Origin of the sequence: Brevibacterium permense, from assembly GCF_013280495.1 — a bacterium.
Classification (GTDB): domain Bacteria; phylum Actinomycetota; class Actinomycetes; order Actinomycetales; family Brevibacteriaceae; genus Brevibacterium; species Brevibacterium permense.
The window spans coordinates 1-12530 of the sequence record NZ_JABSSX010000016.1; the positions used below are offsets into that span (position 1 = coordinate 1).

At 65.8% G+C, this 12530-nt stretch carries 13 protein-coding genes; 11 read left to right on the top strand and 2 right to left on the bottom strand.

Going from position 1 to position 12530, the window contains the following annotated elements:
* Nucleotides 1–105: 105 nt before the first annotated feature.
* Both HK353_RS15135 and HK353_RS15140 read right to left on the bottom strand, forming a co-directional pair.
* The gene (locus HK353_RS15135; RefSeq protein WP_173157482.1) at nucleotides 106–1125 is read right to left on the bottom strand and encodes an aminoglycoside phosphotransferase family protein; all 1020 of its coding nucleotides are present in this window, start codon (nucleotides 1123–1125) and stop codon (nucleotides 106–108) included.
* Nucleotides 1125–2120 carry a hypothetical protein gene (locus HK353_RS15140; protein ID WP_173157484.1) on the bottom strand — a complete coding sequence of 332 codons (996 nt, stop codon included), beginning with the start codon at nucleotides 2118–2120 and terminating at the stop codon, nucleotides 1125–1127. The genes HK353_RS15135 and HK353_RS15140 overlap by 1 nt, the downstream gene beginning before the upstream one ends.
* 243 nt (nucleotides 2121–2363) lie before the next feature.
* Here HK353_RS15140 and HK353_RS15145 point away from each other — a divergent pair, with 243 nt between their 5' ends.
* The 11 genes from HK353_RS15145 (at nucleotide 2364) to rpsO (ending at nucleotide 12465) form a co-directional block, all read left to right on the top strand.
* Entirely contained in the window at nucleotides 2364–2828 is a 465-nt protein-coding gene (locus HK353_RS15145; protein ID WP_173157486.1) for a ribosome maturation factor RimP, read from the top strand.
* A 137-nt stretch (nucleotides 2829–2965) separates the two neighbouring features.
* Nucleotides 2966–3928, top strand: a complete 963-nt coding sequence (nusA, locus tag HK353_RS15150; protein ID WP_173157488.1) for a transcription termination factor NusA — start codon at nucleotides 2966–2968, stop codon at nucleotides 3926–3928.
* A 72-nt stretch (nucleotides 3929–4000) separates the two neighbouring features.
* Complete coding sequence (locus tag HK353_RS15155; RefSeq protein WP_173157490.1) at nucleotides 4001–4276, top strand: DUF448 domain-containing protein; 276 nt, start codon at nucleotides 4001–4003, stop codon at nucleotides 4274–4276.
* Between the two features lie 130 nt (nucleotides 4277–4406).
* The gene (gene infB / locus HK353_RS17350) at nucleotides 4407–7319 is read left to right on the top strand and encodes a translation initiation factor IF-2 (RefSeq protein ID WP_173157492.1); all 2913 of its coding nucleotides are present in this window, start codon (nucleotides 4407–4409) and stop codon (nucleotides 7317–7319) included.
* 190 nt (nucleotides 7320–7509) lie between these two features.
* On the top strand, nucleotides 7510–7944 hold the full coding sequence (gene rbfA / locus HK353_RS15165) for a 30S ribosome-binding factor RbfA (protein WP_101547292.1): 435 nt from the start codon (nucleotides 7510–7512) through the stop codon (nucleotides 7942–7944).
* A gap of 195 nt (nucleotides 7945–8139) precedes the next feature.
* Nucleotides 8140–9045 carry a VldE C-terminal domain-containing protein gene (locus tag HK353_RS15170; protein WP_173157494.1) on the top strand — a complete coding sequence of 302 codons (906 nt, stop codon included), beginning with the start codon at nucleotides 8140–8142 and terminating at the stop codon, nucleotides 9043–9045.
* Nucleotides 9046–9056: 11 nt separating this feature from the next.
* Nucleotides 9057–9995, top strand: a complete 939-nt coding sequence (gene truB / locus HK353_RS15175; protein WP_173157496.1) for a tRNA pseudouridine(55) synthase TruB — start codon at nucleotides 9057–9059, stop codon at nucleotides 9993–9995.
* A gap of 98 nt (nucleotides 9996–10093) precedes the next feature.
* Nucleotides 10094–10714 carry a hypothetical protein gene (locus HK353_RS15180; protein ID WP_173157498.1) on the top strand — a complete coding sequence of 207 codons (621 nt, stop codon included), beginning with the start codon at nucleotides 10094–10096 and terminating at the stop codon, nucleotides 10712–10714.
* Nucleotides 10704–11075 carry a hypothetical protein gene (locus tag HK353_RS15185; protein WP_173157500.1) on the top strand — a complete coding sequence of 124 codons (372 nt, stop codon included), beginning with the start codon at nucleotides 10704–10706 and terminating at the stop codon, nucleotides 11073–11075. Before HK353_RS15180 ends, HK353_RS15185 begins: the two co-directional genes overlap by 11 nt.
* A gap of 90 nt (nucleotides 11076–11165) precedes the next feature.
* A complete protein-coding gene (locus HK353_RS15190) occupies nucleotides 11166–12104 on the top strand; it encodes a bifunctional riboflavin kinase/FAD synthetase (RefSeq protein ID WP_173157502.1) in 939 nt (312 codons plus the stop codon).
* Between the two features lie 91 nt (nucleotides 12105–12195).
* The gene (gene rpsO / locus HK353_RS15195) at nucleotides 12196–12465 is read left to right on the top strand and encodes a 30S ribosomal protein S15 (protein WP_039210907.1); all 270 of its coding nucleotides are present in this window, start codon (nucleotides 12196–12198) and stop codon (nucleotides 12463–12465) included.
* Nucleotides 12466–12530 lie beyond the last annotated feature (65 nt).

The following is a 12530-nucleotide window of genomic DNA, read 5'->3' on the forward strand; positions in this document are numbered from 1 at the left end:
CGCCCCTTCGCACTCCACCCCCCCCTCCCCCCCAACCGCCCTCCCGCCCGGCCCCCCCCCCCCCGGGCGCGTGGTTGCGGGGCCGCCGTCAGGTAGCAATAGGGGTTAGCCGATGGGTTTGAGGGCGTGGGCGTTGACTCCGGCGACATCGGCGCCGGACAGCGCGCGGGCCACCCACAGGGAGCGGGCAGCATCGGCCAGGCTCGAATTCGACCCGCCGGAGGCCGCGCGCAGATACCAGAACATGTTCGTGATCTCCCTGGCCACGGTCGCCCCCATCCCGTACTGCGGATCGACCCCGGCGCACAGCGCCAGGTCCGTGGCGAAACCACGCAGCCACGCGGCCTGCGCCTGCGGATGATCCGAGGGGATCTCGGCCAACCGGTTCCATAGGATCGGGGCCAAGGTGTACGCGGTCGGACCGGCCAAGGGCTGCGGGTCGATGGCCTTCCACGTCGAGATCCCCGTCGGGTCGGGATTGCCGGCGAGGATGTTGTAGTAGTGCAGGTCGGCGTGGATGAGCCAGTTCTCCTCTGACGACGCCAGAGTCTGCATCCAATTGCGGGCGAACGACAACAGCAGGGAATCGTGCGGGCCCGCCTCCGACCATCCGGTCAACAGCGCGGCATCGGCATCGAACGAGTTCAGCCACCCGGCCACGACATCCTGGACCCGCAGGAACTCGGAGGTCGCCGGAATCTCCAAGGACCGCTGCAGCGCACCCCACACCGGAGGCACATCGGCCAGGGGCAGCACGGACAGATTGTCCTTCGTACGCAGTCGCTCCTGCAGAGTGACCCGGAAGCTGCGATCATCCCGGATGACCCGCACCGCCCCGTGCCCGTTCCACATCTTCAGTGCCCGCAGCACCTGCGCATGCGCGGCCGTATGTGCCGAGGTGGGAGCCGCGAACCGCAGCACCCCCTGATAGTTCTCCTGAGTGAGCACCGGAATCACCAAGGACTCGCACCCGGCCCACGGTGCCCCCGGCACATCGTCGAAGCGCAGCTTCCACCGGTCGAGGAGCTCATTGGCCATATAGTCGAGCGCGGCAACCCACGAATCGGTGCGATACTCGCCGATGATCTCGCGCGTCGCCCGGTAGAGAACCGTTGGGACCTTCACTACTGCACCTCCGCCTGCCCGGGTTCGTCATAGGTGAAACGCAGCGGCTGCGGAGCGGCGAAGACCATCCGGTTCCGGGCCGATTCCCAGAGCCGGAGAATCGCCGAGGCGTCCGCCTCCAACCAGGGCAGAAGCGCGGAAGCGACGCCGTCTTCCAACGACAACGCCAACTCCTTCGCGGAGTCCGCATCAGTCGGGGTGGGATCGAGCTTCCACGCCGAGGCGGCCGGATCGGCTGCGTCCTCACCGAGGCGTTCCAACATCTCCCCGGACAAAGCACCCAAGGATTCGAGCCTGGCCAGGGCGGCCTTGCGTTCGCGCGACTTCGAATCGAAGTTCACGGCCAGCCGTTCATAGCCGTAGGCGGCCGCCCGCGACTGGTTGAGGATCGCGTTGAACATCTCCGCCCGGCCCTTCGGAACCTGACTTCCGGAGTCGTTCGTGCCGGCATCCGCGTCGGCCCCACCGGTGGCACTGGGTGACGCCGTCGCGTCATCGCCGCCGTCCCTGCTCTGGTCGAGTTCCTCGCGGCCGGCGCGGATGAGTTCGTCGGCGGTGGTGATGATCTCCGGCTTCTTCGTCCCAGCCACCAGAGCCAAGCCGGTGGCCACATCGGCCAGGACGGGGATGAGGCCCGAACCCAGGGACGCCGCGGCCTCGAACACGGCACGGGAAGCCACCTCGGCGGCCTGGACGAACGTGCGGTCCTCCTCGGTCGGAGGCGCCTCGGTGGCGAATTCGGTCGGTGGATTCCATTCGGGGCCGATCGCCGCAACGAAGTCAGCAAGATTCTCACCAGCGGTTTCGGGATCACCGGCGCCGGGAGAGGCGGAGTCTAAGATGCGGGCCAGACGATTGCGCAGCTGCTGGGTCGCATCAAGTGTGGGGATCTCGGGATCCTGATCGAGTCGCAGGCCGCAGGCGGTGAGCAGGCCCAGACTCAACCCGCCGACACCGGCAGTTAACAGGCCGCGGCGACTGACGGGAAAATGCATACGGCAATCCTATCGGATGCCCCGCCATCGCCGAGGGACACCCGCCAGCGCCGAGGGGCACCGACCGTCGCCCGCCCGACCGCAGAATGAGACTCGACACCCAGCTGAACCGCGACGAAGGCTTAACCTCGACGGCGGCTGTCGCTTAGGGTGGGTGAGAACACGGCGGTCGCACAGGTGCACGGTGCGCCGGCCCCCTCGCCCCGCCTCGGCGAAGGGGACTCACAAGGATATGGAGGAGAAATGGACGAAGACGTCGAGCGGATCAAGGGCCTGCTCGCCCCGCCCCTGCAGGATGCGGGATTCCACCTCGAGACCGTCAAAGCGGTGGCGGCCGGTCCGCGGCGCACGCTCACCGTCGTCGTCGACCTCGACGAATCGAGCACCGATCCGATGTCGATGGAGAAGATCGCCGAATCGACGAAGATCGTCGGCGACGCCCTCGACGAGGTCGAAATCTTCCGGGACAAGCCGTACCAGCTCGAGGTCACCAGCCCCGGTGCCACCCGAAAACTCGAGACCCCACGCCACTTCCGACGCGTCATCGGCCGTCGGCTGGAGATCACGACGAAGAAGGACACCTTCAAGCTCGACCTCGCCGAGGTGGGGGAGAGTTCGATCACGGGCACGGACCCCCAGCGCAAGGAGACGAAGACGATCGACCTCGGCGAGATCCGCAAGGCCCAGGTGGAATTGAAGTTCCGCTGAGGCGAACCTCACGTTCCGCCGGCGGTGAGGCGGCCCCTTCGCAGACAGAGTGCGGGCGCGGACTGGGATAGACTGTTACGCCTGCATAAGTGAACACAGACAATTCAATGCTCGGTTGAGCGAGAGAGGACTTAGACATGGACATCGACCTCAATGTTCTGCGCGTCATCGAACGAGAGCGTGAGATTCCGCTGGAAACCCTCATCGAACTCATCGAACAGGCGCTCTTCCTCGCCTACCAGAAGACCGAAGGGGCCTGGCCCGACGCCCGCGCCGAACTCGACAAGTCCACCGGCGAGGTGCGCATCCTCGCCGTGGAATTCGACAACGACGACAACCCGATCGGCGAATTCGACGACACTCCCACCGGCTTCGGCCGCATCGCCGCTCAGACCGCCCGACAGGTCATCCACCAGCGGCTGCGCGATGTCGAAGACGAGACGCTGCTCGGCACGTTCAAAGGCCGTGAGGGCGAGATCGTCTCGGGCATCATCCAGCAGGGCCGCGACCCGCAGATGGTCCAGGTCGACATCGGAGACGTCGAAGCCGTGCTGCCCCCGCACGAACAGGTCCCCGGCGAGAGCTACGCCCACGGCACCCGACTGCGCGTCTACATCGCCGACGTGCACAAGGGCACGAAGGGCACCTCGGTCACCGTCTCCCGCACCCACCCGAACCTCGTGCGCCGACTCTTCGCCCATGAAGCTCCGGAGATCGCCGACGGCACCGTCGAGATCGTGTCGCTGGCCCGCGAAGCCGGCCACCGCACGAAGCTCGCCGTGCGCGCCACGAAGCCGGGAGTCAATGCGAAGGGATCGTGTATCGGCGAACTCGGCTCCCGTGTGCGTGCGGTGATGAACGAACTCGGCCAGGAGAAGATCGACATCGTCGACTACTCCGACGACCCGGCGAAATTCATCGCCCACGCGCTGTCCCCGGCCAAGGCCAAGAGCGTCGAGATCCTCGACGCCGCCGCTCAGGAATCCCGCGCCGTCGTCCCCACTGACCAGCTGTCCCTGGCCATCGGCAAGGAAGGGCAGAACGCCCGCCTGGCAGCCAAGCTCACCGGCTGGAAGATCGACATCGTCGCAGGCGAATAGCCTCGTGCAGTGATTCGCACCACTGGCCCCCTTGGCGCGAGCGGGGGTGCCGGTGCTGTAGAATCATTCATTGTGAATGTTGGTGATGGACCCGTAAGGACGTGCATCGCCTGTAGGCAGAAGGCCGGTCGGGACGAGCTGACACGCTTCGTGTTCCGCCCCGATCAGCACCCCGCCGTCGTCCGCGATGTGTCAGCGACACTGCCGGGACGTGGTGCGTGGGTGCATCCTGATGTGAAGTGCCTGGACAAGGCCCTGACCACTGCCGCCTTCGCTCGATCCTTTCGAACGAAGATCACCGCCTCGGACCTCCCGAGGCCGGACACCGAACCCAAAGAGAACGGGTAGCCGAATGGATGACAAGTTGTGAGTGTCGCACGATGACACCCAAACGGAATTCGAGAGAGCAGTGAAATGAGTACTGCTCTTCATTGATGAGGTTCTTTCCTGACCGGGAAAGAACCCGGACAGGAGAACTGTGGCAAAGCCCCGTGTCCATGAGCTCGCGAAAGAGCTCGGCACAACAAGTAAGAACGTCCTCGAAAAGCTCCAGGACATGGGCGAATTCGTTCGCTCCGCCTCTTCGACGCTCGAAGCGCCCGTCGTGCGCCGCGTGAAGGAGGCATTCGCCGATTCCTCTTCCGCCGATGGTGAGAAGTCCACCGGCGCGAAGAAGGCCGCCAAGCCGGCCGCGAAACCCGGAGCCCCGAAACCCGGTGCGAAGCCCGCACCCAAGCCCGCTGCGAAGTCGGCTGCCAAGCCGGGTGCTGCGAAGCCCGCCGGCGCGGCGAAATCGGCCCCCGCCGAGGATGCCGCCCCCGCTGCGCAGTCCGCACCGAAGTCTGCCGCCAAGCCGGCGACCCCGGCTGCTCCGAAGGCAACCGAATCGTCCGAGGCGCCCGCAGCCAAGCCGGCTGCCTCCTCGGCGCCGAAGCCCGGAGCCCCGAAGCCGGCGGCCGCGCCCAAGCCCGGAGCCCCGAAACCCGGAGCTCCCAAGCCAGGTGCTGCCGGAAAGCCCGGCGGTCGCGGTGCCGCGCGTCCCGGAAACAACCCCTTCGCGTCCTCGCAGGGAATGCCGAAGCCCGGTCGCGGTCCCAAGCCCGGCGGTCGTTCCGGCGGTCAAGGCGGTCAGGGTGGCCAGGGCGGACGCCCCGGCAACAACCCGTTCGCGCCTTCGCAGGGAATGCCGAAGCCCGGCCAGAAGCAACGCGGATCCGGTGAGGAATCCTCGGGCGGTCCCCGTCCGGCACCTCGCCCGGGCGCACCACGCCCGAACCCGTCGATGCTGAAGAACTCGGCACTGAACAAGCCCGCCCCCGGCCGCGGTCGCGGCGGCGGACGCGGAAACGCCCCAGGCGGCGGCGCACCCGGTGCCCCGGGCGGCGCTCCCGGCGGTCCTCGTCGTGGACCCGGCGGCGGTCCCGGCGGCCGCGGTTCAGGTCGCGGTCGCGGCAGCACGCAGGGTGCATTCGGTCGCGGCGGCGGTCCCCGTCAGAAGGGACGCAAGTCGAAGCGGGCGAAGCGCGCAGAGCTCGAGCAGATGCAGGCTCCCTCGGTCGGTGGCGTCACCGTTCCGCGCGGAGACGGCAACACGCCGCTGCGCCTGCGTCGCGGCTCCTCGCTGGCCGACTTCGCCGAGAAGATCAACACCGATCCGACGAACCTCGTGACCGTGCTCTTCCACCTCGGTGAGATGGCCACGATCACCCAGTCCCTCGACGAGGCGACCTTCGAGGTCCTCGGCGAAGAGCTCGGTTACAAGATCGAGATCGTCTCGCCCGAAGACGAAGACCGTGAGCTGCTGGAGACCTTCGACATCGACCTCGATGCCGAAGCCGCAGAAGAGGACGACGAGGACCTGCAGGCACGTCCGCCGGTCGTCACCGTCATGGGTCACGTCGACCACGGTAAGACCAAGCTGCTCGACGCGATCCGCTCGGCCAATGTCGCTTCCCGCGAAGCCGGCGGAATCACCCAGCACATCGGTGCCTACCAGGCCGAGGTCGAGCACGAGGGAGAAGACCGCAAGATCACCTTCCTCGACACCCCGGGTCACGAGGCGTTCACCGCCATGCGTGCCCGTGGTGCGAAGTCGACGGACCTCGCGATCCTCGTGGTCGCCGCCGACGACGGCGTCATGCCGCAGACGATCGAAGCTCTCAACCACGCTCAGGCGGCCGATGTGCCGATCGTCGTGGCCGTGAACAAGATCGACAAGGAAGGCGCCAACCCCGCCAAGGTCATGCAGCAGCTGACCGAATACAACCTCGTGGCCGAAGAATACGGCGGCGAGACCATGTTCGTGCCGATCTCCGCGCTCAAGCGCGAGGGCATCGACCAGCTGCTCGAGTCCGTTCTGCTGACCACCGATGCGGCCCTGGACCTGCGGGCGAACCCAAACAAGTCCGCTCGCGGCATCGCGATCGAAGCCAAGCTCGACAAGGGCCGCGGTGCGGTTGCCACCGTGCTCGTCGAGTCCGGCACCCTGCGTCAGGGCGACGCCATCGTCTGCGGCACCGCCTACGGACGTGTGCGTGCGATGTTCGACGAGAACGGAAACGTCGTCGAGGAGGCCGGACCCTCCCGCCCCGTGCAGGTGCTCGGTCTGTCGTCCGTCCCGCGTGCCGGTGACTCGTTCATCTCCACCGATGACGATCGCACGGCCCGTCAGATCGCTGAGAAGCGTGACGCCATCGAGCGCAACGCCGCTCAGGCCCGCGGTCGCAAGCGCATCAGCCTCGAGGACTTCACGAAGGCTCTGGCTGAGGGCAAGGTCGACATGCTCAACCTCATCCTCAAGGGTGACGTCTCCGGTGCTGTCGAAGCGCTCGAGGATTCGCTGCTCAAGATCGATGTGGGCGACGACGTCGACCTGCGGATCATCCACCGCGGCGTCGGTGCGATCACGGAGAACGACATCAACCTGGCCACGGTCGACAACGCGATCGTCCTCGGCTTCAACGTCCGTCCGGAAGCGAAGGCTCGCGACCTGGCAGACCGCGAAGGCGTCGACGTCCGCTACTACTCGGTCATCTACCAGGCGATCGACGACATCGAGTCCTCGCTCAAGGGCATGCTCAAGCCCGAGTACGAAGAGGTCCAGACCGGTACCGCGGAGATCCGCGAGGTCTTCCGCTCCTCGAAGTTCGGCAACATCGCCGGTTCGATCGTCCGCGACGGCATCATCAAGCGGAACTCGACCGCTCGCGTCACCCGCGACGGAATCGTCATCGGCGACAATGTCCACATCGAATCGCTGCGTCGGTTCAAGGACGATGCGACCGAGGTCCGCGAGGGCTACGAGTGCGGTATCGGACTCGGCAAGTTCAACGACCTGCGCGTCGGCGACATCATCGAGACCTTCGAGATGCAGGAAAAGCCGCGCGACTGATCGGTCGCACAGTGAGTTGCACCCGCTGATCCGACAGCGCAGCAGCGCAGCCGAGGAGGATGGGACTCACACCGTGAGTCGACGGCTCCGGTCGGCCCCCGTGTGGGGGGACCGGCCGGAGCCGGTTCGATTGCACAGCTAACATAGGACCGGAAGAGTTGTTCCGGCCCCGAACAGAAGGACACGCACCATGGCAGACTCGACACGGGCCCGCAAGATCGCCGACCAGATCAAGGTCATCGTCGCCAGCACCATCGAGCGCAAGCTCAAGGATCCCCGCCTCGGCTTCGTCACCGTCACCGATGTGCGCGTGACCGGCGATCTGCAGCACGCCACCATCTTCTATACCGTCTACGGCGACGACCAGGATCTCGTCGGCACCGGTCATGCCCTCGAATCGGCCAAGGGCTTCATCCGCTCCGAGGTAGGGAAGGGGCTGACGATCCGTCTGACCCCGAGCCTCGAATTCATCGCCGACGCCGTCCCCGAGGCGGCCGCCCGTCTCGACGGACTGCTCGCTCAGGCTGCCGCCGACGATGCTCGAGTGGCGGGGTTGGCCAAGGACGCGCAGCATGCAGGTGAATCCGACCCGTACAAGAAGGCCGACGACGCCGACGAGGAGTGATCGTCGCTTCCCAGCGGACAGAGTGCATCGCGCCTGGTCATCGGGTGGGGAGCGGCGGAATGGCCGTTCCGGGCCCGATTTGAGCTTCGTCACGCCGCGAAAAAAAGTTCTCGTAACAGTTTTGTTATCTTTCCGAGATGTCGTAGACTTTTTGCGGTAACGAAATGATTACGACTCTGTTAAGGGATTTCTGCATTGGGTAAGCACTCCTCACCGAAGCCGTCGTTCGCGAAGCAGCTGATCCGGGACCTGACTCCCGGCAAGCGTCCCGCGGGCCGACGCGCAGCGAATGCGCCGTCCTCGGCGACTTCCGTGCTGGCGACCGTCAAGCAGCGTCCCGTCGTCGCCGCGATCGCCGTTCCAGCAGCCGCGACCGCCGCAGTCGTCGGTTCGACCGTCGTCATGGGACCGCCCGAGTCCGGCAACGTCACCACCGAAGCCGCATCGACGACACCCGAGGAGTCGACCACCGCCTCGACCCCGAGCCAGAAAGAGCTCGACGCCGAACGCAAGAAGGCCGGCGAAGAGTACCTGGAGAAGGTCAAGGACGACCCGAAGTACAAGAACAAGACTTCGAAGACCGATCTCGAGGTCAAGGCTCCGCCGAAGCCCAAGCCGACCGCAGAATCCGCGGCAGCTGAGGAGAAGAGCGACGATTCGTCCTCCGGTGAGAAGTCTTCCGATGAGAAGTCTTCCGATGAGAAGTCCTCCGATGAGAAGTCCTCCGGCGAAGGCACTTCTTCGGATACCTCCGCGCCGCCGTGCAGCGTGTCCTCGTCGATCGAATCCGGTCTGCTGCCGAACGCCGTCAACGGCTACCGTGCTGTCTGCGCGAAGTTCCCCGAGGTCAAGACCTTCGGCGGACGCCGCCCCGGCACCGGCTCCGATCACAACACCGGTGAAGCCGTCGACATCATGATCAGCGGCGCCACCGGCGACCGCATCGCCGAGTACCTCATCCAGAACCAGGGCAGCCTCAACGTCAAGTACGTCATCTGGAAGCAGCGCATCTGGATGCCCGGACAGGGCTGGAAGGGCATGGAGGACCGCGGTGACGCAACCGCCAACCACTTCGACCACGTGCACGCGTCCTTCAACTGATCCCTGCCTTCGTGAGCGATTCTTCCCCGCAGGGCATCCTCGTCTGCGATAAGCCGCAGGGCCTGAGCTCCCACGGCGTGGTCTCCCGCATCCGCCGCTGGTTCGGCACCAAGAAGGTCGGCCACGCCGGGACCCTCGATCCCATGGCCACGGGTGTCCTTGTGCTCGGTCTCGGCCGCGGCACCAAGCTGCTCACCTATATCACCGGGGTTTCGAAGACGTACTTCGCGACGATCCGTCTGGGCTCGTCGACCCCGACCGACGACGCCGATTCCGAGCCTGATCGCTTCGCCGACCCGTCCGATCTCGCTCGTGTCGACGCTGCGACCATCGAAGCCGCCGTGGCCAAGCTGCGCGGCCCCATCGATCAGGTCCCCAGTGCCGTCTCGGCGATCAAGGTCGACGGCAAGCGCTCCTACGCTCGCGTCCGCGCCGGCGAAGACGTCGAACTCAAGGCCCGACGCGTCGAAGTCTCGGAGTTCCAGATCATCGACATCCGCTTCTCCTCCGCGGACGGGCATATCGACTTCGATGTCGAAGTCGACTGCTCCTCGGGCACCTATGTGCGTGCCCTGGCACGCGATATCGGCACCGACCTCGGCATCTTCGGCCACCTCACCGCGCTGCGGAGGACGCGAGTCGGCGAATTCCACATCGACCAGGCCGTGACCCTGCCCGAGGACCTCGGTGTTGCCGCGCCCACCCTCATCTCGCTCGCCGAGGCGGCCCGCACGCTCCTGCCCGTCGTCACCGTCGATGCCGATCGGGCCCGCGCACTCATGCAGGGCAAGACCGTCGCCGTTGGTGAGTGGGATGCAGGCCCCGGTGCCGACGACACAGGGAACCGAGAGGTCGCCGTCGTCTGCGATGATGCCCTCGTCTCCGTGGCCGAAGTGCGTCGGAACGGCGGTCTGAAGTCGCTGACCGCCTTTGCCATCGACCTCGCCTGAAGGGGCCAGCCCCACGCTCGAAACAACGAAATAAGTTGTATCCATTAAATACTACCGAAACTCTTGTATCTGCTGCACTTATCTGGTCTACTTGCCCTATGTTCGTCTTGACCATCGACCAGCAGGATTCGCGGTCGAACGCCGACGCGGTGCCCCGGATCCTCGATGCTCTCTCTCCGATCGACACGGTCGTTCCCTTCGCCCGCACCATCGGTGACGAGGTCCAAGGGGTCCTCGACGATCCCGACGCCGTCGCCGAGGCGGTGCGCCGTATCGGCATCGACTCCGGTTGGCATATCGGCCTCGGAATCGGCGAGGTCGAACGGCCGCTGCCCGAGACGACCACCGAGGGCAGGGGGGAGGCATTCTACTCCGCCCGCCAGGCGGTCGAAGCGGCCAAATCCGCTCCCGCCCACCTTGTCGTCAGCGCCGATGCGGACAGTGACCATCGTGGGCTGGCGGAGGCGGCTCTGCGGCTCCTCATCAGCACGCTGACAGAGCTGCGCGGTCACTCCCGCGGTTACGTCGGATACCGACTCGACCACCCTGATGCCACTCAGGCCGAGATCGCCGCAGAATTCGACGTCTCCCAACAGGCGGTCTCCCGGGTGCTGGCGGCCGGCCCCGCCGAGATCATCGCCGGAGCCGAGCACCTGGCCCGACATCACCTCGACCGGCTCCAGCGAGCCCTGTCGGAAGGAGACGCACATGTGGACTGACGTGCTCGTCGCCATCGCCGCCGCCATCATCGCAGCCCTCATCGGCTGGCCACTCGTCCCGCTCCTCCTCCGCCTCACCCATGCCGGCCCGGGCTCCAAACCCGAACGCACAGGAACGGAGGACGTCGAAGTCTTGCGCGGCGGACTGTGGATCGGCATCGTCGAACGCGCACTCATCGCCGGAGCGATCGTGCTCGGCCGACCCGAACTCATGGCCGTGGTCATCGCGGTCAAAGGGCTCGGACGCTTCGCGGAGATCAAATCCTCGGCGGCCGCGGGGGAGCGATTCATCATCGGCACCTTCGTCTCCATCGCCCTGGCCTCCCTCCTCGGCGTCATCGGCTGGGCGATCATCGCCTGAACCTGTCCTTCCGTTTCGGTGGGGTCCGGGTTAGGAGGCGGAAGATCTCTGCGATAATCTGAATCGGTGCACGGAAGGAGCGAATGTCTGGTGGAGCTGTATCACGGACTCGGTGAGGTCGAGGTCGACGCTGTCGGCACCGTCGTCACCCTCGGCAACTTCGACGGCGTGCACCGCGGACACGAAACGGTCCTGACCACCGTCGCCGCTCTGGCCAGGCAAGAGGGCCTGCGCTCGATCGCAATGACCTTCGATCCCCACCCGCGCACGGTCCACCGACCCGAAGAGCCGACCGTGATGATCAACTCGACCCGGCAGCGTGCCGAACTCATCGCCGCCACCGGTATCGACGGCCTCCTCGTCCAGCCCTACGACCTCGACTTCGCCGCCCAGTCGGCCGAGGAATTCGTGCGCCGGTACTTCGTCGAAGCCCTGCGCGCGAAGATCGTCGTCGTCGGCGATGATGTCCGGTTCGGCAAGGACAACGAGGGTACGATCGAGACTCTGCGCCGCCTCGGCGAGAAATTCGGGTTCCGTGTCGAAACGATCGACGAAGTCGGGCGCGGGGGTCGGTATTCGTCCTCCCGGATCCGGGAGCAGCTCACTGCCGGTGATGTCGCCGAGGCGGCCGACCAGCTCGGGCGCTACCATGCACTCCACGGCACCGTCGTCCATGGCGATGCTCGCGGACGAGACCTGGGATTCCCGACGGCGAACCTGTCGGAGAATCCCGACGGACTCGTCCCCGCCGACGGCGTCTACGCCGGCTGGGCGACGTTCTCCGGTGAGGATCAGGCGTACCCGGCCGCGATCTCTGTAGGCACGAACCCGACCTTCCAAGGACAGGTCCGACGGGTCGAGGCGTACGTGCTCGACAAGGAATTCGGCGAATTCGACGTCTACGACCGTGAGATGACTCTCGAATTCGTCTCCCGCATCCGCGGGCAGGTCGCGTTCACCGGGATGGACGACCTCATCGTGCAGATGCATGAGGACATCGCCGATGTGCGCGAGGTCCTGCACACCTGATAAGCTGATCTCTGCCGTTTTCACCGGCCGCGGTCCCATAGGGCAGAGACTTCAGGTCCCTGCGCCGCGCAACGACACGAAGGAGAACTCCATGGCTCTCGATACCGCTGTGAAGCAAGAGATCATCAAGGAATATGCAACTCATGAGGGCGACACCGGTTCTCCCGAGGTCCAGGTTGCACTGCTGACCCGCCGGATCACCGACCTGACCGAGCACTTCAAGGATCACAAGCATGACCACCACTCGCGTCGTGGCCTGCTGCTCCTCGTCGGCCAGCGTCGCCGCATGCTCAAGTACCTCGCGAAGGTCGACATCGAGCGTTACCGTTCGCTCATCAAGCGCCTCGGCCTGCGCCGCTGATTCGAGTCTGCTGATCAGCACCGTCTGATCAGCACCGTTTCGAACTGTTCGGAAGCGTCCCACCT